The sequence below is a fragment of the Prauserella endophytica genome, assembly GCF_005146945.1.
Taxonomy (GTDB): domain Bacteria; phylum Actinomycetota; class Actinomycetes; order Mycobacteriales; family Pseudonocardiaceae; genus Prauserella_A; species Prauserella_A endophytica.
In genome coordinates this window covers 183,727-207,766 of sequence record NZ_SWMS01000005.1, presented here as the reverse complement: position 1 = coordinate 207,766, position 24,040 = coordinate 183,727, and the positions used below count along the sequence as shown (strand labels likewise).

22 protein-coding genes are annotated in these 24,040 nt (G+C 70.6%); 7 read left to right on the top strand and 15 right to left on the bottom strand.

Annotated features, from left to right (window positions below; all coding sequences use genetic code 11):
• Window positions 1–4 precede the first annotated feature (4 nt).
• The 3 genes from FCN18_RS12010 to FCN18_RS12000 all read right to left on the bottom strand — a co-directional run bounded on the left by FCN18_RS12010 (window position 5) and on the right by FCN18_RS12000 (window position 4,145).
• Window positions 5–1,804, bottom strand: a complete 1,800-nt coding sequence (locus FCN18_RS12010) for a D-alanyl-D-alanine carboxypeptidase family protein (protein WP_113642468.1) — start codon at window positions 1,802–1,804, stop codon at window positions 5–7.
• Between the two features lie 82 nt (window positions 1,805–1,886).
• Entirely contained in the window at window positions 1,887–3,275 is a 1,389-nt protein-coding gene (locus FCN18_RS12005; protein WP_112275056.1) for an NYN domain-containing protein, read from the bottom strand.
• A gap of 36 nt (window positions 3,276–3,311) precedes the next feature.
• Window positions 3,312–4,145, bottom strand: a complete 834-nt coding sequence (locus FCN18_RS12000) for an endonuclease/exonuclease/phosphatase family protein (protein ID WP_113642467.1) — start codon at window positions 4,143–4,145, stop codon at window positions 3,312–3,314.
• A 114-nt stretch (window positions 4,146–4,259) separates the two neighbouring features.
• Between FCN18_RS12000 and FCN18_RS11995 the strand changes: the two genes are divergently transcribed.
• From FCN18_RS11995 to FCN18_RS11985, 3 genes are all read left to right on the top strand, one after another.
• Complete coding sequence (locus tag FCN18_RS11995; RefSeq protein ID WP_137094960.1) at window positions 4,260–5,951, top strand: DEDD exonuclease domain-containing protein; 1,692 nt, start codon at window positions 4,260–4,262, stop codon at window positions 5,949–5,951.
• Window positions 5,952–6,013: 62 nt separating this feature from the next.
• Window positions 6,014–6,826, top strand: coding sequence for a hypothetical protein (locus FCN18_RS11990; RefSeq protein ID WP_137094958.1), 813 nt, complete (start codon window positions 6,014–6,016; stop codon window positions 6,824–6,826).
• A gap of 59 nt (window positions 6,827–6,885) precedes the next feature.
• Window positions 6,886–7,170, top strand: a complete 285-nt coding sequence (locus tag FCN18_RS11985) for an Lrp/AsnC family transcriptional regulator (RefSeq protein WP_110342461.1) — start codon at window positions 6,886–6,888, stop codon at window positions 7,168–7,170.
• A gap of 81 nt (window positions 7,171–7,251) precedes the next feature.
• Here the strand turns inward: FCN18_RS11985 and qcrB are convergent, their stop codons facing one another.
• From qcrB to ctaE, 4 genes are read right to left on the bottom strand one after another with little or no spacing between them, the layout of a single operon-like run.
• Entirely contained in the window at window positions 7,252–8,919 is a 1,668-nt protein-coding gene (gene qcrB, locus FCN18_RS39735; protein ID WP_137094956.1) for a cytochrome bc1 complex cytochrome b subunit, read from the bottom strand.
• Entirely contained in the window at window positions 8,916–10,064 is a 1,149-nt protein-coding gene (qcrA, locus tag FCN18_RS11975; protein WP_113642463.1) for a cytochrome bc1 complex Rieske iron-sulfur subunit, read from the bottom strand. Before qcrA ends, qcrB begins: the two co-directional genes overlap by 4 nt.
• Before the next feature lie 4 nt (window positions 10,065–10,068).
• Window positions 10,069–10,893, bottom strand: a complete 825-nt coding sequence (qcrC, locus tag FCN18_RS11970; RefSeq protein ID WP_112275051.1) for a cytochrome bc1 complex diheme cytochrome c subunit — start codon at window positions 10,891–10,893, stop codon at window positions 10,069–10,071.
• A gap of 46 nt (window positions 10,894–10,939) precedes the next feature.
• Window positions 10,940–11,569 (bottom strand): aa3-type cytochrome oxidase subunit III, encoded by a 630-nt coding sequence (ctaE, locus tag FCN18_RS11965; protein ID WP_112275050.1) that lies wholly within the window; start codon window positions 11,567–11,569, stop codon window positions 10,940–10,942.
• Window positions 11,570–11,706: 137 nt separating this feature from the next.
• Between ctaE and FCN18_RS11960 the strand changes: the two genes are divergently transcribed.
• Complete coding sequence (locus FCN18_RS11960) at window positions 11,707–12,126, top strand: hypothetical protein (RefSeq protein WP_112275049.1); 420 nt, start codon at window positions 11,707–11,709, stop codon at window positions 12,124–12,126.
• Window positions 12,127–12,131: 5 nt separating this feature from the next.
• Window positions 12,132–13,169, top strand: a complete 1,038-nt coding sequence (trpD, locus tag FCN18_RS11955) for an anthranilate phosphoribosyltransferase (RefSeq protein WP_112275047.1) — start codon at window positions 12,132–12,134, stop codon at window positions 13,167–13,169.
• Here the strand turns inward: trpD and FCN18_RS11950 are convergent.
• Complete coding sequence (locus FCN18_RS11950; RefSeq protein WP_112275045.1) at window positions 13,135–14,118, bottom strand: GlxA family transcriptional regulator; 984 nt, start codon at window positions 14,116–14,118, stop codon at window positions 13,135–13,137. The two genes, trpD and FCN18_RS11950, sit on opposite strands and share 35 nt — an antisense overlap.
• Window positions 14,119–14,197: 79 nt before the next feature.
• Here FCN18_RS11950 and FCN18_RS11945 point away from each other — a divergent pair, with 79 nt between their 5' ends.
• Window positions 14,198–15,088: a DMT family transporter gene (locus tag FCN18_RS11945; RefSeq protein WP_228713891.1), complete on the top strand. Its 891-nt coding sequence runs from the start codon at window positions 14,198–14,200 to the stop codon at window positions 15,086–15,088.
• Between the two features lie 85 nt (window positions 15,089–15,173).
• On the opposite strand, the gene FCN18_RS11940 is transcribed toward FCN18_RS11945, so the two are convergent.
• Window positions 15,174–15,593, bottom strand: coding sequence for a cytochrome c oxidase subunit 4 (locus FCN18_RS11940; RefSeq protein ID WP_112275041.1), 420 nt, complete (start codon window positions 15,591–15,593; stop codon window positions 15,174–15,176).
• Window positions 15,594–15,653: 60 nt separating this feature from the next.
• A complete protein-coding gene (ctaC, locus tag FCN18_RS11935; RefSeq protein ID WP_112275039.1) occupies window positions 15,654–16,601 on the bottom strand; it encodes an aa3-type cytochrome oxidase subunit II in 948 nt (315 codons plus the stop codon).
• 167 nt (window positions 16,602–16,768) lie between these two features.
• On the opposite strand from ctaC, the gene asnB reads away from it, so the two are divergent.
• The gene (asnB, locus tag FCN18_RS11930) at window positions 16,769–18,697 is read left to right on the top strand and encodes an asparagine synthase (glutamine-hydrolyzing) (RefSeq protein WP_112275037.1); all 1,929 of its coding nucleotides are present in this window, start codon (window positions 16,769–16,771) and stop codon (window positions 18,695–18,697) included.
• 82 nt (window positions 18,698–18,779) lie between these two features.
• On the opposite strand, the gene FCN18_RS11925 is transcribed toward asnB, so the two are convergent.
• The 5 genes from FCN18_RS11925 to FCN18_RS11905 all read right to left on the bottom strand — a co-directional run bounded on the left by FCN18_RS11925 (window position 18,780) and on the right by FCN18_RS11905 (window position 24,032).
• Window positions 18,780–20,165: an FAD-binding oxidoreductase gene (locus FCN18_RS11925; RefSeq protein ID WP_137094954.1), complete on the bottom strand. Its 1,386-nt coding sequence runs from the start codon at window positions 20,163–20,165 to the stop codon at window positions 18,780–18,782.
• Window positions 20,166–20,234: 69 nt separating this feature from the next.
• Complete coding sequence (locus FCN18_RS11920; RefSeq protein ID WP_112275033.1) at window positions 20,235–21,266, bottom strand: ABC transporter substrate-binding protein; 1,032 nt, start codon at window positions 21,264–21,266, stop codon at window positions 20,235–20,237.
• Window positions 21,263–22,117, bottom strand: a complete 855-nt coding sequence (locus FCN18_RS11915; protein WP_112275031.1) for an ABC transporter permease — start codon at window positions 22,115–22,117, stop codon at window positions 21,263–21,265. The genes FCN18_RS11920 and FCN18_RS11915 overlap by 4 nt, the downstream gene beginning before the upstream one ends.
• Entirely contained in the window at window positions 22,074–22,907 is an 834-nt protein-coding gene (locus tag FCN18_RS11910; protein WP_137094951.1) for an ABC transporter ATP-binding protein, read from the bottom strand. The genes FCN18_RS11915 and FCN18_RS11910 overlap by 44 nt, the downstream gene beginning before the upstream one ends.
• A gap of 135 nt (window positions 22,908–23,042) precedes the next feature.
• Window positions 23,043–24,032, bottom strand: coding sequence for a carbohydrate kinase family protein (locus FCN18_RS11905; protein WP_112275027.1), 990 nt, complete (start codon window positions 24,030–24,032; stop codon window positions 23,043–23,045).
• Between the last annotated feature and the right edge of the window lie 8 nt (window positions 24,033–24,040).

Below are 24,040 nucleotides of genomic sequence, written 5' to 3'. Positions count from 1 at the left end.
CACGCTACGGCGTGCCGACGAACTCCCAGTGCCACGGCTCCTCCCGGCCGCCGCCCTGCCGCGCCCAGCCCGGGTTGACCCAGCCGAACGCGCGGGCGTTCACCGCGAGCCAGCCGTACTGCGGCGTGCCGAACGACTCGGCGCCGCCACACAGGTCGACAGCGAGGCCCCAGCCGTGGTTGCTCGTCCCGGGAACGGCCGCGAGCGACGGTTTGCGGCGGTACAGATCCACCTGCGCGGAGAACGTCCGGTAGGAGTCGGTGAGGCACAGTGTCTCGCCGAACGTGGCCGCGTACGCCCGCGACATCGCCTGGAACGACTGCGCGGCGTCGCAGCGCAGCACGTGCGAGCCCACGCCGATGGGACACATCGCCGCACCGGGGATGAGCCCGTTGGGGTAGCCGCCCCACGCGCCCGCGGCCTCGTCGGCTCCGGCGGCGCCGGTCCGCCTCGGCGGCAGCTCCACGCCACCGCAGCGCCAGGTCAGCTCACCGTCCGCGCGTTGGGGGACGGCCCCGGCCGAGCGCTGCCCGAGCGCGGGCCGCACCACGCCCAGCAGGCTTTCTCCGGCCGGCCGGTCGGCCACGACGACACCGGCGAGGCGCGCGTCGGCGACGAGCATGGTCCGCTCGTCGAGCACGATGCCCACCGACTGCACGCCGTAGCGCGCGGGACCGACGAAGACGAGGTCGCCGGGCTGCGCGTCGGCGGCGGGCACCGGCCGTCCCCTGGCGAACTGCTCGGCGGCCGCGGGCGGAAGCGCGAGGCCCGCCTTCGTGAAGACGGAGCGCACCAGCCCGTCGCACGAGTAGGCCACCGGACCCTCGCCGCCCTCCCTCGGCACGTACGGCCTGCCCAGTGCCTCCACGGCGGCCGAAACGGCGTTGATCGTCTCCCGGGGCAGGACGAGCAGCCGCTGGCCGTTCACGCCGATCTGAGCGACCCCGGCCTGCGGCTTGCCGTCCTTGCCCGGCAACGCCCGCAGCCCGGCCGGCAGCAGCGCCGGGTCACGCAGCGTCGCGGCGGGTGGCGGCTCGATGCCCGCGGCGTCGAGCCTGCCGAGGTAGGCGCGCCAGCTCGCCGCGGTCTCGCTGTTGCGCTGCTGCTGCGCCCGCTGCTGCGCGACGACGGCCGCGTTCGCCGCGTCGATCGGGTCACGCAGCTCGGCCGAGACGGCGTCGGCACGGTTGGTCGCGTCGCCGCTGCGGCGCTCCAGCTCCGCCACGCTCTCGGCGGCGGCCCGTTCGTCGGCCTCGGCGGCCCGCTCGGCGGCGACGGCCTCACGCTGCCGCGTGAGCGCGCCGACCAGCCGCTGATCCTGCTCGACCCTCAGCCGGTTCAGCAGTGACGTGCCGCCGAGCAGCTCCTCGGGGCTGGCCGCGGTCACGAGCAGCCGGAACTCGTCGGCCCTGCCCATCGCCGTGAACACCGAGCGCGAGAACTGGTCGATCTCCTGCTGCTGCGCGGCCAGCGCCGCCTCGGCCCGCTCGCGTTGCGCCCTGGCCGTCGCGAGCCTCGAGGCCGCCTGGTCGACCTTCTGCTGTGCACCCTGGATCTGGCCGGAGAGCTGCCCGAGCTCGCGCTGCACCTGGCTCGCGGCACGCTGCAGGTCGGCCACCACCGGATCGGCGAAGGCCTCCCCCGGCCTCGGGTCGGGCACCGGGGAGCCCGGCGCGATCCCGGCCTCGACCCGCAGGTCACCGGGATCGGTCGGCGGGTGTGGCGGTTCCTGCGCCGCCGCCGGTACCGGGAGCAGCATCGACCCGGCCAGCACCATCGTGACCAGCAGCCCACCCACCCGCATTTCCGCGACCTCCGCACGCACCGACTCAGCAGTGACAACGATCCGTGCACAAGATCGTCACGCGCCCGTGCGCGAGGCTGAGCTAGACGCGGCCGAGCCGGGTGAGGAAGACCGCAGAGGGGACGGCGTGGGCGCCGTCCCCGCGCACCGACGTGACGACGGCCTGGTCGGACGTCACGACGATCATCGGCCTGCCACTCGGCTCGGTGGAGACGAGCGAGCGGATCACGTCGTCGGCGAGCACGCCGGGATCGGAGAACAACACCCGCACGCCACGCGGTGTGGTGGCGGGGATCGAGGTCACCCCGGCGCCGTCGAACACCACCGTCAGCTCGGCGCCGGTGCGGGCCGCCAGCGCGGAGAGCTGGCCGATCAGGCGGTTGCGCTGCTCGGCCAGTGTCAGATCGGGGTAGCCGGTCTTGGTGACGTTGTAGCCGTCCACGATCACGTGGACCTTGGGCAGGCTCAGCAGGCGGTCGAGGATCACGGGGTCGTGCACGCGGTCGCCGTCGCGCCGCCCGCTGCCGGCTCCGCGCACGGTGTCGGCCGGCCTGCGGCGGGTCTCACCGACGGACAGCTCACGGCGCAGGCCGTCGACGGCGCCGCCGAGCGTGTCGAGCAGCAGCGAAAGGCGCACCTCGTCGGCGTCCCTCGCCTCGCGCGCCGACTGCCGCGCGGTTTCTGCCTCGGCGAGCGCCCGTTCCGCCCGCGCCCGCTCCGTCGCGACGCGCTGCCGTTCCCGTTCCAGCTGGGCCGTGAGGCTCTCGATCTCGGCGCTGCGGCCGGAGCCCGCCCGCTCGGCCTCGGCTCTCGCCAGCTCGGCGGCGTCCTTGGCCTGCCGCAGCGCCACGCCCTGTTCACGGAGCCTGCCGCGCAGCTTCTCCAGCTCGGCCTCTCGCTCGCCCCTCGCCTCCTCGGTCGCGGCGCGGGCCTGCTCCAGCTCGCCGCGCACCCGCTCCAGCTCGGCCTCCAGGCGCCGTGCCCTGGCCAGTGCCGCGTCGCGTTCGGCCCGCAACGCGGTCTCCTCGGCGTTCTTGGCGACCAGGCGGATACGCGAGGTCGCACTGGACGTGCCGAGCAGCACGGCGGCCGCCGCGGCGGCGACGGAGTCCTCCGCGTTCGGATCGAGCGCGTCATAGCGGTGCTCGCGCAGCCACTCCAGCACGGCGGTGCGGAACCGGCTCGAGTCGCGCAGGCCGGTCAGGAGCGCGGTGCCACCGACCCTGGCCCGCTTGGCCGGGGCGAACCGCGCGACCGGCCGCAGCTGCCGAGGGACGTCGTCGGCGGGCAGCCTGCCGAGCGCCGAGGCCGCGAGCTCGGCGATGCGCTCGCGGATGGCCTCGGGCAGGCCGAGCCAGTCGAGCTCCTCGCCCTCGTCGTCAGTGCTGACGGGGGCCTCGCCGGGCACGCCGGCGGCCGGCCCGGGGAGGTCCCCCTCGGGCCGTTCGGAGTGCGCGGACGACGGCAGCATCCATCAAGCTTAATTTCCGGACCGCCGGACCGCGCCCTATGGGATCACCAGGCGAGCCGCCACCGGCAGGTGGTCCGAGGCCGCGGGCTCCGTGGCCAGCACCTTCGTCCACACCGGCCGCACGTCGGCCCCGGTGTAGACGTAGTCGATGCGCCGGTCGGGGTCCTCGGCAGGGTAGGTCGCGCCGTCGCCGCGCCCGGACACCGTCCACGCGTCGGTGAACGCAGCGTCGAGCGTGCGGATCTCCGGCGATCCGGGCAGCGCGTTGAGGTCGCCCACCAGCACCGAACGCGGCGTGCCGCCCGCCAGTTCCACGATCTCGCGGGTCTGCGCGGCGCGGTCGGTCTGCGAACTCGCGGCGAGGTGGGTGTTGTACACGTGCACGGGCACCCCACGGACGTCCAGCTCCGCGTGCAGCAGTCCGCGCTGCTCCTGGTTCGGCGAGCGCGAGAGGTACGTGTTCTCCCAGTCCGTGATCGGGTACCGGGACAGGATCGCCGTGCCGTACTGGATCCGGGGCCGGCCCGCCGCGGGCGGGTCACGGTCGATGTTGGCACCGAAGACCACGTGGTACCCGAGCAGCTCCGCGAGCTCGCCCGCCTGGTCTGCCCACTCGCTGCGCTCCGAGTAGTGCCGGTCGACCTCCTGCAGGCCCACGACGTCGGCCCGGCTGTTCTTGATCACCCGCGCGATGCGCTCGAGGTCGAGCACGTCGTCGGTGCCCTGCGCGTGGTGGATGTTGAACGAGAGCACGGTGAGCACCCGCGCCCCTTGCCCGCCCGCCGAGGCGGCGCCGTTCACCATCCCCAGCAGCATGCCCGTCACCAGCACGATCGTCAGTGCCCGCCGCAATGCCCGCAGCAATCGCATTCTCGCCTCCACGCGTCAGTCGGGGCGATCCTCGCGGGCGCGGGCGCACGCCCGGCGACGGGACGGTGAACCGGAGACGAAAGATTGTCGGTGGTCCTTCCTAGGGTGCCGATCATGCAGCTGACGTTCGACGAGCTCGGAACTCCCCTGCGAGACACCACGTTCGTCGTCGTCGACCTCGAGACCACGGGCGCGCCGCCGGGCCCGGAGGGGATCACCGAGATCGGGGCCGTCAAGGTGCGCGGCGGCGAGGTGCTCGGCGAGTTCGCCACGCTCGTCGACCCCAGGGCGCCCATCCCGCCGCAGATCGTCGCGCTCACCGGCATCACCACGGCGATGGTGCAGGCGGCGCCGCGCATCGAACGCGTGCTGCCCGCCTTCCTCGAGTTCGCCTCCGGCTCCGTGCTCGTGGCCCACAACTCGGGATTCGACGTCGGGTTCCTGAAGGCGGCGTGCCAGGGGCACGGCTACGCGTGGCCGCGCCCGCCGGTGGTGTGCACGCTGAAGCTCGCGCGCAGGGTCCTCTCCCCACAGGACACGCGCAGCTACCGGCTCTCCGCGCTCGCGACGCTGGTGGGCGCGCGGACCAAACCGACCCACCGCGCGCTCGACGACGCGCGGGCGACGGTTGACGTGCTGCACGCGCTCCTGGAGCGGGTCGGCTCGGTCGGCGTGCACTCGCTGGAGGAACTGCTCGACTACCTGCCGGACGTCACTCCCGCGCAGCGCCGCAAGCGGGGCATGGCCGCACATCTGCCCGAACGACCCGGGGTGTACCTCTTCCGCGGTCCCAGCGACGAGGTGCTGTACGTCGGCACCGCGGGCAACCTGCGCCGCCGCGTGCGGCAGTACTTCACCGGCTCCGACAGCAGGGGGCGGATCAGGGAGATGGTCGGGCTCGCCGAGCGCGTGGAGGGCATCGAGTGCTCGCACGCGCTGGAGGCGCAGGTCCGGGAGCTGCGCCTGCTCGGCGCCCACCGCCCCGCCTACAACCGGAGGTCGAAGAACCCGCGCAACGCCTGGTGGGTGGTGCTCACCGACGAGGCGTTCCCCCGGTTGTCGGTGGTCCGGCAGGTGCGGGACGGCGCGCTCGGCCCGTTCAGCTCGCAGGCGCGCGCGAAGGTCGCCGCCGACGCGCTCGCGAGCGCCACGCGCCTGCGGACGTGCACCCAGCGGATCCCCGCGACCGGGGCGAGCGCCAAGCCGTGTGTGCTGGCCGAACTGGGCCGCTGCGGGGCTCCGTGCGCGGGCAGGCAGAGTGTCGCCGAGTACGCGCCGTCGGTGCGGCTCGTGACCGACCTCGTGGAGGGCACGGACAACACGGCGCTGCACGCGGCCCGCGAGCACGTCGACGCGCTCGCCGAGGCCGAGCACTTCGAACAGGCTGCGCGCAGGCGCGACGAGCTGGTCACCCTGCTGCGCGGCGTCGAGCGACGCCACCGGCTCGCGGCGCTCGCGGCGATCCCCGAGCTGGTCGGCGCGGCTCCGGACGGCTCGGGCGGCTGGGAGTTCGCGGTGCTGCGGCACGGGCGGCTCGCCTCGGCCGGTGTCGCGCGCCGGGGCGTGCCGCCGATGCCCGTGGTCGAGGCGCTCGTGGCATCGGCGGAGACGGTGCTGCCGGGGCCGGGACCGCTCCGCGGCGCCGCGGCCGAGGAGGCGGGCGTGCTGCTGCGCTGGCTCACCCGGCCAGGGGTTCGGCTGGTGCGCACGGCGACACCATGGGCCGAGCCCGCGCACGGAGCCGGTGGCTGGCGCCCCTGGCTCGACCGCGCCGCCACGGCCAACGCGCTGGAGCACGTGGGCTGAGCGTTGACAGCAACCGGTCAACGCCGGCAGCACCGTCGGCGTCCGGGGCCACGCTGTCCGGCATGACGACGACACAGCAGCCGCAGGCGGCTCCGGTGAGCGAGCCCCGTTCGGTCCGCGTGGCGTTCTGGCTCTGGGTCACCGGACTGGTCCTGACGTTGCCGGTTGTGCTGCTGAGCCGGCTCGGTGCGCCCGAGGACGACTCGAACCCGGTGGGGAGCCTCATCCTGCTGGCACTCGTGGTCTGGGCGCTGCTGCGGTTCGCCGCAGGAAGGCCGCTCGCCAGGGCGGCGCTCAGCGGACTCGCCGGGTTCTTCGTACTGAGCACGGTGTTCGACGTGATCGTGCTGAGCTCGCTGCCCGAGGGCGATCCGCTGCTGACGGTCCTCGTCTGGGCCGGGGCGCTGCGAGCCGTCTTCCTCGTTGCGGCCGCGGTGCTGTCGTACTCAGATTCAGCGAGCGCCCACTTCGCCAGCGCGGCACCGCGTACCGCCCCCGCGGCCTCGCGCTCGGCGGTGGTCGCCTGGGGCGTGGCGATCGCGGCCGCGGCGGGCCAGCTGCTCGTCGCGTTCTCCGCCTTGCTGCCGAGCGGCGGCCTGACGTGGCCCGACTGGGCCGCCCTTGACGCCGACGACACCCTGCCGACCGCGCTGTGCCTCTGCCTGCTGCCCACGTGGTGCAGCGTGCTCTGGCAGTTCCGGCTCGGCAGCCGGTGGGCTCTGGTCACGCTCGTCGTGGTCGGCACGCTGGCAGGCATCGGCGAGGGTTACGTCCTCTTCTCCCTGGACGGCGTTCACCCGGTCCTCGCCGCGGTGTACCTGGCCGCGACCGTCGTGGCCCTCGCGCTGACGTTGCGGCGCCGCTCCAGGTCCTGAACCGCGCTCAGGGCTACGATCACGGCGGAGAAGCCCATGCCCTTGCGAGGAGGCCACCGTTGATCACCGCGATCGTCCTGATTCACGCCGCCGCGGACAGCATCCCCGAGACCGCACAGGCGATCGCGGACATCGAGGGGGTGGCGGAGGTGTACTCGTGCGCGGGCGACGTCGACCTCATCGCCATCGTCCGCGTGCCCACCCACGAGGGCCTCGCCGACCTGATCCCCACCAAGATCAGCAAGGTCTCCGGGGTGCTCGACACCGACACCCACATCGCCTTCCGCTCGTACTCGCGCGCCGACACCGAGTCGGCCTTCGACATCGGCATCGAAGCCGACTGACCCGAGCCCGCGAAAAAGCCCCCAAGGCCACCTTTGTTGCGTTGAGCGCAACAAAGGTGGCCTTGGGGGCTGTTGGCGAACCTAGTGCTCGCGGGTGCCCGCGCCGGCCTCTTCGGGCTGCGGGGCCTCCAGCTCGCGGTCGCTGGTCTGGCCGTTCCCGTGGGCCCTTGCGGCCTCGAGGGCCGCGGTCTCCTCCGCCGGGTCCGGCGAGAGCCAGCCGCCCGCGACCGGCTGACCCGCGGTGCCGAGCTTGTTCATCTTCTTCGGCACCGGCGCGCCCTGGTACTCCAGCTCCACCGGGTGACCGTGGCCGTCCACCGGGCCGAGCGGCTGGTGGATCTCGATGAACTCACCGTGCGGGAGCCGCTTGATGATGCCGGTCTCCACACCGTGTTCCAGCACCTCGCGGTCGGACCGCTGCAGGCCGAGACAGATCCGGTAGGTGATGTAGTACGCCAGCGGCGGTGCGATCAGCACCCCGATCCGGCCTGCCCACGTCGTCGCGTTCAGCGAGATGTCGAACGTGTACGCGATGATGTCGTTGAAGCCGGACATCTCGAGCACCATGAAGAACGTGATCGCCATGACGCCGAGGCTCGTCCTCACCGGTGCGTCACGCGGACGCTGCAGCAGGTTGTGGTGACCGGTGTCCTTGGACAGCTTCCGTTCGATGAACGGGTACGCGATCAGCACCGTGAACAGGATGCCCATACCGATCGCACCGGCGAAGAACACCGGCGGGACCGTGTAGTTGCCGATGTAGAGCTCCCACGCTGGCCAGATACGTAGGATGCCGTCCGCCCAGGCGAGATACCAGTCGGGTTGTGAACCCGCCGACACCTGTGACGGGTTGTACGGCCCCAGGTTCCACACGGCGTTGATCTGGAACAGACCCGACATGAGCGCGGTGAAGCCCGTGACCACCGCGAAGAACGCACCGGCCTTGACGGCGAACACCGGCATGATGCGCACGCCGACGACGTTGGTCTCCTTGCGGCGGACACCGGGGAACTGCGTGTGCTTCTGGTACCAGACCAGCGCGAGGTGCACCGCCACCAGTGCGAGCATGATGCCCGGGATGATCAGAATATGCAGCGCGTACATGCGCGGCACGATCACCGTGCCGGGGAACTCCCCGCCGAACAACGCCCAGTGCAGCCATGTCCCCGCGACGGGAACCGAGAGCACGATGCCGGAGAGGGTCGCGCGGATACCGGTACCGGAGAGCAGGTCGTCCGGGAGCGAGTAGCCGAAGAAGCCCTCGAACATGCCCAGGATGAGCAGCAGCGCGCCGATGACCCAGTTGGCCTCGCGCGGACGGCGGAACGCTCCGGTGAAGAACACCCGGAACATGTGCACCATCATCGCCGCGACGAAGATCAGCGCCGCCCAGTGGTGCACCTGCCGGATGAACAGGCCGCCCCTGACCTCGAACGAGATCTCGAGCGTGCTCTCGAACGCCCGGGACATCTCGATGCCCTGCAGGTTCTGGTACGGCCCGTTGTAGACGACCTCCTCCATCGAGGGGTCGAAGAACAGCGTCAGGTACACCCCGGAGAGGATCAGGACGATGAAGCTGTAGAGCGCGATCTCCCCGAGCAGGAACGACCAGTGCGTCGGGAAGACCTTGTTCATCTGGTGCCGGAGGCCCTTGGCCGCCACGTAACGCCGGTCGGCGTTGTCGCCGGCGGCCGCGGCGTGCCGCTGGAGAGCGCTGGAGCCCTTGGTCGGCGTGGTGAGTGAGCTCATGACTTCCGCTCCCAGTAACCAGGTCCGATCGGCTCGATGAAGTCGTGCCGCGCGATCAGGTACCCATCACTGTGCACCGTGATGGGCAGTTGCGCCAGAGCGCGAGTAGCCGGACCGAAGACGGGCTTGGCGTACTGCAGTGCGTCGAACTGCGACTGGTGGCACGGGCAGAGGATCCGGTTGGTCCGCTGCTCGTACAGCGAGGTCGGGCATCCGACGTGGCTGCAGATCTTGGTGTAGGCGTAGTAGTCGCCGTAGTTGAAGTCCTCCTGGCCCTTGCGCTTGACGACCCTCGCGGCGTCGTCGGGGCGCAGGCGGATCAGCATCACGGGGTTGTCCGCGCGCTTGAGCGCGTGGACGAGCGCGTCGTGGTCGTCCCGCTCGGACTCCCGGAACGGGTACACCGTCTCGATGGCGCCCGCGTCGAGGTCCTCCGGGCGCACCAGGGAGACCTCGCCGAAGTCGCCGGTGTGGCGGCGCAGGTAGACGACCTCGCCGGGGAAGGAGGGCTTCCAGCCGGTGTGGGCCAGCGAGTCCTTGCCGTTCGCGTCCTTCCACGGGTTCTCGACGAACCCGGCGAGCGGCAGCGCCACGGTGCCGAGGCCCAGCACACCGGCGCCGAGGCCGGCGCTGCGCTTGATGAGCGAGCGCCGCGCGATGGTGCTGCGGTCCCCCGCGTCCGAGAGGTGGGCGACGAAGGTCTTGCGGTCGATCTCGGCGGAGCCCTCGCCCATGTTGTCGCTGCGCTGCTGCACGGCGAGCTCGGCGGGAATGAACTTCTTGCTGTAGAGCAGCACGCCGATCGCGAGCGCGAGCACCGAAACGCCCAGCGTGATGCCGAGCACCGGGGTGTACAGGCTGTACCAGAAGTACCCGTCCTGGTTCGCGGGCGGCTGGAACTCCCACGGCCACCAGATGAGGGCCGCGAAGAACCCCGCACCCGCGAGCGCCGAGATCAGGAACCACAGTGCGACGGCGCGCTCGGCGCGCTTCTCCGCCTTGGTGCCCTTGACCGGCCAGGGGTCCGGGTAGTTGACGATCTCGACGCCGTCCAGCTTGCCGCCCAGGCGAAGGAGCTCCTCCCGGCTCATCGCCGAGAGCTCTTCGTCGGTGGGACGGGGTTCTGGCCCGTTGCCGCTACTCATGCTTCTATGCCCTCGATCCGATCCACAGGGTCGCGCCGATCAGCGCGCCAATGCCCACGACCCATGCGATGACACCTTCCGAAGCCGGTCCGAAACCGCCCAGGCCGTTACCGCCGGGGCTGTTGCCCTCGTTGACCGACTTGACGTAGGCGACGATGTCCTGCTTCTCCTCCGGCGACAGCTGCCGGTCGGAGAACTTCGGCATGTTCTGCGGACCGGTGAGCATCGCGGTGTAGATCTGGTCCTCGTTGGCAGGCGCGAGCTCCGGTGCGTACTTGCCTGACGAGAGCGCGCCGCCCTGGCCGGTGAAGTTGTGGCAGGACGCGCAGTTGAGCCGGAACAGCTCGCCACCGCGAGCCGGATCGGAACCGCGCAGCGCCTCGCCGGTCTCCGCGGGCCGCTCGGGGCCGCCGCCGTGCGCCTGGATGTAGGCGCCGAGCGCGTCGATCTCCTCCGGCGTCAGCTTGGCGGGCTTGCGGGCGGCCTGCGCCTCCTGACGGACCATCGGCATCCGGCCGGTGGACGTCTGGAAGTACACGGCCGCGTCGCCGATGCCGATGAGGCTCGGGCCCTTGTCCTCGACACCCTCGAGGTTCGCGCCGTGGCACGAGATGCAGGTGTTGTTGTAGATCTGCTCGCCCTTGCGCAGCAGCGCGGGGTCGACCTGCGCCTGCGCCGTCTGCGGCTGCGGGGCGAACACGGCGTAGAGGGCGCCCGCCCCGATCAGCGCGATACCGAGCGCGAGCAGGCCGGCCATCCGCCGACGGAACTTCGTGCGGCGCCCCGCACGCCGCCTCGGGGCGGTGGCGGAGTCTTTGCTGGTGGTCATCTTCTGCGGCAACCCTTGCTGTCAGTTCGGCCGATTGTGCTGGTGGTCAGGGGATGATGTAGATCACCGCGAACAGGCCGATCCACACGATGTCGACGAAGTGCCAGTAGTACGAGACGACGATCGCCGAGGTCGCCTGCGCCGGCGTGAACTTGCTCAGCCGGGTCCGGATCAGGAGGTAGACGAACGCGATCAGACCGCCGATGACGTGGAGTCCGTGGAACCCGGTGGTCATGTAGAAGACGGTGCCGTAGGCGCCGGACGGGATGGTCACGCCCTCGCTGATCAGCGTGACGTACTCACCGGCCTGGCCTGCCACGAACACCGTGCCCATGATCAGCGTGATCAGGTACCAGCGGCGCAGGCCGAAGACGTCACCCCGCTCCGCGGCGAACACGCCGAGCTGGCAGGTGAACGACGACGCCACGAGGATGATCGTGAACGGCAGCGCGTACGGGATGTCCAGATGGATCGGCTCGCCGGTCTCCGGATTGAGTGGCGGCCAGTGCCCTGTGTCGTTCTGGGCCTTGACCGTGAAGAACATCGCGAACAGCCCAGCGAAGAACATGAGCTCGCTGGACAGCCAAACGATGGTGCCGACGCTGACCATGTTCGGCCTGTTCAGCGAGTGCACCCGCTGGCTGATGGTGGGAGCTGCCGTTGTCACGAGTCGCATTATGTCTCCCCGTGGCCCGGCGCCGCAGAGCGGGTCCTACGGAGAGTCGTGGAACACTCTCCGGCCCTCTGGGTTGACACGGGCCCGGACCGATAGCATCAGGGCCGATCCACCATCGAGGCGCGGAGGACGTGACCATGGCCGAGCAGGCAGCGCAGCCACTGAGGATCCTGGTTTTCAGCCACCGGCCCGAGGTACGGGAGTCGATCATCAACGCCGTGGGCCGCAGGCCCGCCACCGATCTCGCCAAGGTCCGCTACGTGGAGGCCTCCGGCGTCGCCGACGTGCTCACCGAGATGGACTCGGGCGAGATCGACCTCGCCATCCTCGACGGCGAGGCGCAGCCGACCGGCGGCATCGGCCTGACCCGCCAGCTCAAGAACGAGATCGACGACTGCCCGCCCATCGTGGTCGCGGTCCGGCGCAAGGACGACCGATGGCTCGCCACCTGGTCGCAGGCGGACGCCGTGCTCGTGCATCCGCTCGACCCGCTGACCGCTGCCGAGACCGTCGCCGACGTGCTGCGTTCGCGACGGGTTCCCGTCGTACGCGGCTGATCCGCATGGGCGAGACGCACACCTGGCCCTCCGTGCTGGGCAGGCTCATCGACGGGACGGACCTCTCCGAGGCCGACACCGAGTGGGCCATGGACCAGATCATGTCCGGCGCCGCCACTCCGGCGCAGATCGGCGGCTTCGCCGTCGCGCTGCGCGCCAAGGGCGAGACGGCCGCCGAGATCTCGGGCATGGCGCGCGCGATGCTGTCCTACGCCCACCGCGTCGAGCTGGCCGACCGGGCGGTGGACATCGTCGGCACCGGCGGTGACCGCTCCGGCTCGGTGAACATCTCCACCATGACCTCGCTGGTGGTCGCGGCCGCCGGCGCGCCGGTGGTCAAGCACGGCAACCGCGCGGCCTCCTCGAAGTCCGGGGCCGCCGACGTGCTGGAGGCGCTCGGCGTGCGCATCGAGTCCACGCCGGGGGATGTCCGGCGCTCGGTCGAGTCGCTCGGCATCGGGTTCTGCTTCGCGCCCGCGTTCCACCCCGCGTTCCGCCACACGGGCGGGCCGCGCAGGGAGCTGGGCGTGCCGACGATCTTCAACCTGCTCGGCCCGCTGACCAACCCGGCTCAGCCCTCGTCCGCGCTCATCGGCTGCGCCTACGCGGACAAGGCGCCCGTGCTGGCCGAGGTGTTCGCCCGGCGGGGCGCCAGCGTGCTGGTGGTGCGGGGTGACGATGGTCTCGATGAGATCACCACCACGACCACGAGCACGGCGTGGGTGGTCTCGGGGGGCGCCGTCCGCCAGGAGTCGATCGACCCGGCCGTGCTCGGGATCGCGAAGGCGACGGCCGAGGACCTGCGCGGCGGGGATGCGGCCGTGAACGCCGAGGTCGTACGCGAGCTGGTCGGCGGAAAGCAGGGCCCGGTGCGGGACGCGGTGCTGCTCAACGCGGCCGGCGCCCTCGCCGCTTTCGCGGGCCTATCCGGCGATCTGACGGCCGATCTGAAGGCCGGCCTCGGCCGGGCCGCGGAGACGATCGACTCCGGCGCCGCGGCGAACCTGCTCACGCGCTGGGTGGAGTTGTCGAAGGCGCCCTGAACGCCCTGCGATAGGCGCTCGGCGACGTGCCCCGCAGGCGCGTGAACTGGTGCCGCAGCGCCGCCGCCGAGGCGTAGCCACAGGCGACGGCGATCTCCTCGACCGAGAGCCCACCGTTCTCCAGCAGTCCCTGTGCCCGGTCGAGCCTGCGCTCGGTGAGCCAGCGATGCGGCGTGGTGCCGGTCGCGGCGGCGAACCGGCGCAGGAACGACCGCTGGCCGAGCCCGGTGCGCCTGGCCAGTTCGGCGACCGTCACCGGCTGGTCCAGCCTGCGTTCGATCCATTCGAGCACCTCGGCGAGCACCGCGTCGTCGGAGGCCTTGGCCTCGGGCACGGGCGCCTCGACGAACTGGGCCTGCCCGCCGGGGCGGTGCGGCGAGGCGACCATCCGGCGGGCCAGCGCGGTCGCCGCGGCCAGCCCGCGCACCTTGCGCACGAGGTGCAGGCACAGGTCCACCGCCGCCACGGTGCCCGCGCTGGTGAACACGCCCCGGTCCTCGGCGTACAGCGCGGTCGCGTCGATCTTGGCCGTGGGGAATCTCTCAGTGAACTCGCGCTCGTAGACCCAGTGGACGGTGCAGTCCCGGTCGTCGAGCAGGCCCGCGTAGCCCAGTGCGAACACGCCCGCGCAGAACCCGGCCACCCAGGCGCCCCGCTCGGGTGCGGCGCGCAGGACGTCGAGCACGGCGTCCGGCGGCGGGCTCGTGCGGGGCGCGCACGTGGGCACCACCAGCAGGTCGGCGTCGGCCGCGCGCTCCAGCGGAGACAGCGCGCCGAGCTCGAAGCCCGACCAGCTGCGCACGGGTTCGCCACCAGGCGAGCAGACCGCGAAGTCCCAACCCGGCATGCCCGACGCCGAGCGGTCGGTGCCGAACACCTCACACGCCACGCCGAGCTCGAAGGGCGACACCTCGCCCGCGACCACCACCGCGACCTTCTCCACACCCATCCAGGCAGTGTCACAAGTTTTGCGGTCCATGTCATCTCTGCCACTCGTCGTGACGTCGCCGCCGGTCGAGGCTGGGGGCATGACAACGACGACAACCCCCGCCCCCGCGACGGATGCCCTCGACCGGGCGGCCCTGCTTCGGTGGACAACGGCCATGGCCCTGTCCGGCACGATCGGCGCGGTCGTGCTGGAGAGCGGCGCGCAGGCGCCCGCGGTGGCCTTCGCGCGCTGCCTCGTCGGCGGCGTGCTGCTCGCGATCTGGTGCGCCGCGCGGGGCTGGCTGCGCCCCGCGGCGTTGAGCAGAAGGGACCTCGGTCTGGCAGCGCTCGGCGGCGTGCTGCTGGTGGGCAACTGGGTGCTGCTGTTCGCCTCGTACGCGCTGTCGTCGATCTCGGTCAGCACGGTCGTCTACCACACCCAGCCACTGCTGCTGGTGGGGCTGGCCGCGGTGCTGCTGCGCGAGAAGGTCACCCGCAGCCACCTCGCGAGGGCCGCCGTCGCGTTCGGCGGTGTGGTGTTGATCTCACTCGGCGCACAGGGCACGGACGGGCGGCCGGTGAACGCGGGCGGGGTCGCGCTCGCGCTGGGCGCCGCGGTGCTCTACGCCGGAGCGTCGCTGATCGCCAAGCAGCTCAGCCACGTGCGGCCGCACCTGCTCGCCGCGATCCAGCTGGGCGTCGGCACGGTGCTGCTGGCCCCGGCACTGGCGTTCACCCCCCTGCCGGCCGATCCGAGGGGCCTGCTGTGGCTCGCGCTGCTCGGCGCCGTGCACACGGCGGTGATGTACGTGCTGATGTACAGCAGCATCGGCAAGCTGCCGACCACGACCGTGGCCCTGCTGTCCTACGTCTACCCCGTGGTGGCCGTGGTCGTGGACGTGCTCGCCTACGACCACCGCGTGAGCGTCACCGAGGGCGCCGGAATGCTGGCCGTACTCGTGGCAGCGATGGCACCCACCAGGAAGCGTTGAATCCACAGGCAAGCGCAGTGAAGGCCACCATGCCTGCGTTCAACGCAGGCATGGTGGCCTTCACTGCAGTAATGCGGGAGGAGCCTCAGTGGTGGCTCGGGCCGGTGTGGTACTCGAAGACCAGGCCGCCGACGGCGATCAGCAGGGCGATGATCGCCAGGACCAGCAGCCAGATCTGGAAGAACGCGAGCGCCACGCCGCCGAGCGCCGCACAGGCGGCGAGCGCCACGGGCCAGTAGCTGCCGGGGCTGAAGAAGCCCAGCTCACCGGCGCCGTCGGCGATCTCGGCCTCCTCGCGGTCCTCGGGCCTCGGCTCGATGCGCCGCGACACGAAGCGGAAGTAGCTGCCCACGAGCAATGCCAGCGCGCCGGTGAGGATCAGCGCGACCGTGCCGATCGGCTCCACGCCGTCGTTGGTCATGTAGCCGGTCATCACCGCGTAGACGATCGCTACGAGGAAAGCGAAGACCGTGACGATGTCGAAAATCCGGGCTTCGACCTTCATTGCCGTGTCCTTACTGGTTCGCTGGGACTACTTCGCGGGAGTTGCTGCCGTCTCGCGGGCTCAGCCGGTGGCGGTCCGCAGCGTGCGGTCGGTGGAGAACGGCTTGGTCGTGGTCGCGGTCGGGCTGCACACCTCGCCGCAACCCTCACTCTGCAGGACGGCGAGCGCCTCCGCAGCGGTGTTCGGCTGGCCGGACTCCTCGTTGACCTGAGTACGCAGCTCGATGTAGCGGTCGTACTTGTCCGGCGACAGCGCCCGCACCTCGAAGTTCATCATCGCGTGGTAGGTGCCGCACAGCTCGGCGCAGCGGCCGACGAAGGCACCCTCTCGGTCGATGGTGTTCTGGAAGACGTTGTCCTGGTTGTTCTTCTCCGGGTACGGCATGACGTCCCGCTTGAAGTTGAACTCGGGAACCCAGAAGGAGTGGATGACGTCGGTCGACCGCAGGTTGTACTGGATCGTCCGGTCCGTCGGCAGCACCAGCAGCGGGATCTCGGTCGAGCTGCCGACCGTGGAGATGCGCTGGCCGTTCTGGGTCTCGGGCTCCTCCGGGTAGGCGAACTCCCAGTTCCACTGGAACGCGATGACGTCGACGGTCACGTCGGGGTCCGGCTCCTTCGCCAGCACCTTGCTCTCGGTGGTGGCGGTGAAGAAGAACAGCACGCAGACCATGACCACGGGCACGACGACGCAGAACAGCTCGAGCGGCACGTTGTACTGGAACTGCCGGGGCAGCGCCTCGACGGTGCCCTTCTTCTTCCGGTGGAAGGCCACGGTCCAGAAGATCAGGCCCCACACGATCACACCGACGGCGAGAGCCGCGATGACGGACCACGTCCACAGGGTGCGCATGCGGTCGGCCTCAGGCGTGACGCCTTCCGGCCACCCGAACCGCAGTACCTCTTCGCCGGAACACCCGGTCGCCAAGATGGCGACAAGCCCGGCGAGCGCGGCAACCTTGGCGACCTTGCCCCGTCGTTTGCCCCGGGTGCGCTCTGGAACGCCCACTCCGCGATGCCTCCTCGCCCGATCACTCTGACGCACCGGACTTTAGCCGAGATAGCCGAGCTCGCCGCCCAAGGGGTGTCCGCGACCCGCCCGGCCGTGGCCTGCGCCTCCCCCGGCATACTGGCGACTTCGAACGCTGCGACGAGCAAAAAGGTGTGTGAAGACACGTGTGCGGCCTGCTTGGACTGGTTTGTGCCAGCGAGAACGACGCGGTGAACGCCAGGCCGTCGGTCGGCCAGGCCCTGCGTTGCCAGCGGCATCGCGGCCCCGACGAGACGGACACGTGGGCCGACGGCGAGGTCGTCTACGGCTTCAACCGGCTCGCCATCATCGACGTCGAGCACTCCCACCAGCCCCTGACCTGGGGACCTCCGGAGAACCCGCAGCGGTACACGATCAACTTCAACGGTGAGATCTACAACTACCTCGAGCTGCGTGAGGAGCTCGCCGCCGAGCACGGTGCGAAGTTCGCCACAGAGGGCGACACGGAGGCCATCGTCGCGGCCTACCACCACCTCGGACCCGCCGCGGTGGGCCGGCTGCGCGGGATGTTCGCGTTTCTGATCTGGGACTCCGAGCGCAAGGTCGTCTTCGGCGCCCGTGACCCGTTCGGCATCAAGCCTCTCTACTACTCGGCGGGCCCCGGTGGGGTCGCGTTCGCCAGCGAGAAGAAGAGCCTGCTGGAGCTCTCCGGCACGCTCGGCGTCGCCGAGGAGCTGGACCGCACGGCCCTGCAGCACTACCTCGTGTTGCAGTACGTGCCGGAGCCGGAGTCGCTGCACAGCGGCATCCGCCGCATCGAGTCGGGCACGTCGTTCACGGTCGAGCCGGGCGGCGAGCTGAAGACCGAGCGGTACTTCTCCCCCGAGTTCATCGCCAAGCCGGTGTCGGGCGCGGCCCCGGTCGCGGCGCTGCACGAGGAGATCGCCGAGGTCATGCGCGACTCGGTGGCCAAGCACATGCGTGCCGACGTCACGGTGGGAGCTTTCCTCTCCGGCGGGATCGACTCCACGGCGATCGCCGCCCTGGCCAAGGAGCACAACCCGGACCTGATCACGTTCACCACCGGGTTCGAGCGCGAGGGCTACTCGGAGGTCGACGTCGCGGCCGAGTCCGCCGCGGCGATCGGTGTCGAGCACGTGGTCAGGACCGTGTCCGCCGACGAGATGATGGACACACTTCCGCTGATCGTCTGGTACCTCGACGACCCGGTGGCCGACCCGGCGCTGGTGCCGCTGTGGTTCATCGCGCGCGAGGCGCGCAAGCGCGTGAAGGTCGTGCTCTCCGGTGAGGGCTCCGACGAGCTGTTCGGCGGGTACACGATCTACCGCGAGCCGCTGTCGCTGGCGCCGTTCGAGAAGGTCCCGGGCGGCGTGCGCAAGCTGCTCGGCAAGGTCTCGGCCCGGATCCCGGAGGGCACGCGGGGCAAGGACCTGCTGCGGCGCGGCGCGCTGACGCTGGAGGAACGCTACTACGGCAACGCGCGGATCTTCCGCGACGACCAGCTGCGGGGCGTGCTGAGGACGTTCCAGGAGGGCGTCGGGCACGGAGACGTCACGGCGCCCTGGTACGACCTCTCGCGCGGCTGGGACCCGGTGGCGCGCATGCAGCACGTCGACCTCTTCACGTGGCTTCGCGGCGACATCCTCGTCAAGGCCGACAAGGTGACGATGGCCAACTCGCTGGAGCTGCGGGTGCCGTTTCTCGACGCCGAGGTGTTCCGGGTGGCGTCGTCGATCCCGCTCGACCAGAAGATCACCAGGGAGACCACGAAGTTCGCCCTGCGCAGGGCGCTCGACGGCATCGTGCCCGCACACGTGCTCAACCGCCGCAAGCTCGGTTTCCCGGTGCCGATTCGCGTCTGGCTGCGCGACGAGATGTACGACTGGGCCCGCGGCGTGATCTCCGACTCCCAGACCGACGAGCTGCTCGACAAGCGCGCAGTGCTGGCGATGCTCGACGAGCACAAGGCGGGCACGCTCGACCACAGCAGGCGGCTGTGGGCGCTACTGGTGTTCATGCTCTGGCACGGCATCTTCATCGAGAACCGCATCAAGCCAGAGGTCCCGGAACCCCAGTACCCGGTGAAGCTCTGAGGCTCCGCGTATCGGCCCCCAAGGCCACCTTTGTTGCGTTGAACGCAACAAAGGTGGCCTTGGGGGCCTTTCAGCGCGCGGGTCAGCGGGCCGCCGGGTGGACGTTGTGCCAGCGGTTGAAGACGTTCTCCGGGTCGAAGTCGGCCTTGATGCGGGCGAGCTCCCGGTAGTTGTCCTCGCCGTAGCCGGCCACGACGCGGTCGGCGCCCTCGTCCCCGATGAAGTTGAGGTAGACGTCCCCGCTCGACCAGGGCCGCATGTCGGCGCGCACGTTGCGGGCCCACGCGATCACCCGGTCGTCGTCGGCGGGGTCCTCCCACAGGCCAAGCGGGTGCACCGCCCACGGAGTGGCCCGGTTGAAGCCCGGCCAGTCCCGGCCGTGCGTCACCGCGCCGCCCCACGGCAGCAGCGCGTACTGCGAGGCGGACGGCACGACCATGTCGTACGCGCGCTCGCAGAAGCGCTCCAGCGCCTCGTCGGGCAGCTCCCGCAGGTGCTCGTCGGTCCAGTAGTTCCGGAAGCCCGGCGGGTCGTCGAGCATGCACTGCAGGTCGGCATACGGGATGTCGGTGATCACCTGACCGTGCGGCGCGGCGGCGAGCAGTGGCGCGGCGAACTCCCGCAGGGCGGGCTCGGCTCCGCAGTACGTCACGAGCACGCCACACGACAGCTGCCCGACCAGATGCGGCGGCACGAACTCCTCAGGCGGTCCGGTGAGATACAGCAGCCCTCCGCCTGCTTCCTCCGGTGCGTTGTGCATGAGGTCGCGGTAGATCCCGGCGATCGAGCGACCCTGGTCTGCGGGCCACAGCAGCAGCGCGATCGAGAACTCGGGGAGCCGGTGCAGCCGGAAGGTCAGCGACGTCGCGACGCCGAAGTTGCCGCCCGCGCCGTGCAGCGCCCAGAACAGGTCCGGGTTCTCCCGCTCGTTCGCGGTCACCTCTCGGCCGTCGGCGGTCACGAGGTCCACCGAGAGCAGATTGTCGCAGGCGAGGCCGTACTTGCGCTCGATCCAGCCGGACCCGCCGCCCAGCGTCAGGCCCGCGACGCCGGTGGTGGACACGCGCCCTCCGGTCGTCGCGAGCCCGTACGGCTGGGTCGCCCGGTCGAACTCGCCCCAGCTGGTTCCGCCGCCGACCGTCACGGTGGCCCGCTCGGAGTCCACCGTGACGTCGTTCATCGGCCGCGTGTCGATCACCAGCCCGCCGTCGACGAGGCAGGCGCCCGCGACGCTGTGCCCACCGCTGCGCACCGCGATATCGAGCCGGTTGCTCCGCGCGAACGCCAGGGCCGCCTTGACGTCGTCGGCGTCGGCACAGCGGGCGATCAGCTGGGGCCGCGCGACGATCATCGCGTTGAAGATGCTCCGCACATCCTCGTAGTCGCCGTCACTGGGTGTGACCACCCGGCCGCTGAAGTGCGCCCGCAGGTCGTCCACGGACGCGGGTTCGAGCAGGTTACCGGTCATGACTTCCTCCTAGCGTCTATCAGAGGCCAGTCGCGCCGTCCTGCCGACCGTTACGCGCGGTGAAAAGAATCAGCCTGACTTCTCCGGGAGGTAGTCGTTGGAATAGGTGCCGGACACGTCGACGTTCGCCCGCTCGATCTCCGGGATGAACTGGGCCAGCACGGAGCGCACGGCCTCGGCGCCGTCGGGCTGGATCGTGCCGTCCTTCGAGTAGGCCTCCTTGACCTTGCCGATCGCCTCGACGTAGACCTCGCGGTTGCCCTGCGCGTACTCCTCGGGCATCTCGGCGGCGATCTCCTCGGCTGAGTGCTGGTCGATCCACTCGAGCGTGCGCACGATGGCCTTGGCGAGCTTGCGCGCGTTGTCGCCGTTGTTCTCCAGCCACTGCCCGGTGGAGTACAGCACCGCCGCCGGGTAGGTGGCGACGCCGAAGTCCTCCTGCACGCCCTCGGCGGTGCGCGTGTCGGTGAGGATCTTGACCTTGTCGACGCCCGCGCGCTGCTGCAGCAGGGAGAACGCCGGGTCGAGCATCACCGCGGCGTCGACGCGGCCCTGCTCCATAGCCGCGACGGCGCTGGAGTCACCACCCACCGCCTGCACGGTCGCCGCGTCCGACGGCAGCCCTTCCTTGTTCAGCAGGTACTTGAGGAAGAAGTCCGTCGACGAGCCGGGCGCGGTCACGCCGACGTTCGCGCCGGCGAGGTCGGCGATCGAGTTGATCGGCTTGCTCGCCTTCGGTGACACCGCGAGCACGAGCGACGGGTAGCGCAGCATCGTGACGAACGAGCGCACCTCGCGGTCCTTGGCCGCCATCTGGATCGTGTGGTCGTAGTAGCCGCTGACCACGTCGACGCTGCCGCCCTGCAGTGCCTGCAGCGCCTTGGACCCGCCCTGCAGGTCCTCCAGGGTGACCTTCAGACCCTCGGCCTCGTAGTAGCCGAGCCGCTGCGCCAGCGTCGTCGGCAGGTACACCAGGAGCGGCTGGCCGCCGACGCCGATGGTGACCTGCCCGCCCTCGGCCCGCTCCCCCGGTTTGGCCTGGCACGCGCTGAGCACCAGCGCGAGCGCGAGCACCGGGGCGAGGATCCGCTTGATCATCATTGACCTCCAGCGATGTGGTTGGCCTGCACCGGCTTCCAGCGCAGCAGGTAGCGCTCGACGCGGTTGACGGCGACGTCGACCACGAGCACCACCGCGGAGAGCACGACCATGCCGGTGAAGACACCCGTGGTGTCGAACGTTCCCTCCGCCTGCGAGATCAGGTAGCCGACGCCCTTGGAGGAGCCGAGGTACTCGCCGACGACGGCGCCGACGATCGCGAAGCCGACGCTGATGTGCAGGCTGGAGAAGATCCAGGTGAGCGCGCTCGGCAGGAGCACGTGGCGGACCAGCTGGCCCTCCTTCGCGCCGAGCATCCGCGCGTTGTCGACCACGACCCGGTCGACCTCGCGCACGCCCTGGTAGGTGTTGAAGAAGACGATGAAGAACACCAAGGTCACGCCGAAGGCCACTTTGGACCAGATGCCGAGGCCGAACCACAGCAGGAAGATCGGCGCGAGCACCACCCTCGGCAGGGCGTTGAGCATCTTGATGTAGGGGTCGAACACGGCCGCGATGAACTCGACCCTCGCGAGCAGGAACCCGATCACGAGGCCGAGCACGCCGCCGATCACCAGTGCCAGCGCGGCCTCGACGAGGGTCACCCGCAGGTGCTCCCAGATCGAACCGGTGGCGAACCAGTCGACAGCGCGGGACAGGATGTCGCTGGGCTTGGAGAAGAAGAACTCGTCGATGATCCCGTTGCGGGAGCACAGTTCCCAGCCGAGCACCACCACCACGGCGAGCGCGATCTGGGTGATCAGGACCGCGGGCCTGCGTTTGCGGCCGCGTCTGCGCTTCGCCGGGGCGTCAGCGCTCGGCGCCGACGGCGTCGCCTTCGCTGGTGCGCTCATAGGTCTTCATCACCTCGTCTCGCAGGTCCGACCAGATGGCCCGGTAGATCTCGGTGAACTCGGGGCTGGTCCTGATGTCGAGCAGGTTGCGCGGGCGCGGCAGGTCCACCGCGTAGGTGCCGACGACGCGGCTGGCGGGTCCCGCGGAGAGCAGCACGACCTCGTCGGAGAGCGAGACCGCTTCGTCGAGGTCGTGGGTGACGAACAGGACGGTCTTCTCGCTGCCGGTCCACAGCGTCAGCAGCTCGTTCTCCATCACCTGGCGGGTCTGGACGTCGAGCGCGCCGAACGGCTCGTCCATCAGCAGCATCTCGGGGTCGCCGATCCAGCTCTGCGCCACGGCGGTGCGCTTGCGCATGCCGCCGGAGAGCTGGTGCGGGTAGGCGTCCTCGAACCCGGCGAGCCCGACCCTGGTGATCCAGTCCCTGGCGAGGTCGGCGCGCTCGCTCTTGCTCACGCCGCGCAGCTGGAGTCCGAAGGCCACGTTGTCCAGCACGGTCTTCCACGGCAGGAGCCCGTCCTGCTGGAACATGTAGCCGGCCTTGCGGTTGAGCCCTCGCAGCGGCTCCCCGTCAACGAGCACCTGGCCCGCCGCCGGGGTCAGCAGCCCGGCGACCGCGTTGAGCACCGTGGATTTCCCGCACCCGGTGGGTCCGACCACGGAGACGAAGCGGCCCTTCCCGACGCTGAGATCCACGTCGGACACCGCGGTGTAGTCGGCGCCCTTGACCCGGTAGGCCATCGTGACGCCACGTAGCTCGATCGCGGTGGCGACTCCGTCGTCACCCATGTTTGTCTGTTCCTCCTCACGGCACACCGCTCACGATGTGGCACGAAATTCGCGACGCGATGCGCACACTAAGCGGGAGGTGACCGGGACAACAACTGTCATCCCATGGGGTGAGAAAGAAACCGGCCGGACGGGTCAGGCGGGCAGCACGGCGCCGATCTCGTCGGCCGCCTCGGCGCCGTAGGCTTCGGCGAGGCGGGCGAGCGCCGTCTCGCGGTCGAACAGCCACTCCTGGGTGCCGATGGTCTCCAGCACGAGCACGGCCACCAGCGAGCCGAGCTGCGCGGACCGTTCGAGGCCGAGGTCGAAGTGCCTGCCTGCGAGGAAGCCGGCGCGGAAGGCGTCGCCGACGCCCGTCGGGTCGACCTTCGCGGTCTCGGGCACGGCGCCCACCTGCAGCGACGTGCCGTCGGCGCCGACGATCTCGACGCCCTTCGCGCCGAGGGTGGTCACGCGCATACCGACGCGGGAGAGCACGTCCTCCTCTGTCCAGCCCGTCTTCTGCAGCAGCAGTTCCCATTCGTAGTCATTGCTGAAGAGGCAGCTCGCGCCCGCGACGAACGAGCGGACCTGCGCACCGTCCATCCTGGCCAGCTGCTGCGAGGGGTCGACGGCGAAGGTGTAGCCGCGCTGCCTGCACTCGGCGGCGTGGCGGAGCATTCCCTCGGGGTCGTCGGGGCTGATCAGCACCAGGCTCAGCCCGCCCGCGCGCTCGGCGACGGGCGCCAGCTCGATGTTGCGGGCCTCTGCCATCGCTCCCGCGTAGAACGTGGCGATCTGGCAGAGGTCCTCGTCGGTGGTGCAGACGAAGCGCGCGGTGTGGGCGATCTCGGAGACGTGCACGCCGGAGGTGTCGACGCCGTGCCGTTCCAGCCACGCACGGTAGTCGGCGAAGTCGTCGCCGACGGCGCCAACGAGCACGGGCTCGACGCCGAGGACACCGAGCCCGAAGGCGATGTTGGCGCCGATGCCACCGCGGCGGACCACGAGGTCGTCGGCGAGGAAGCTCAGCGAGATCCGGTGCAGCTGCTCGGGCACGAGCTGCTCGGCGAACCGGCCCGGAAAGTGCATGAGGTGGTCCGTCGCGATGCTGCCCGAAACGGCGATCCGCGCCTTCACTGCCACCGGTCCTC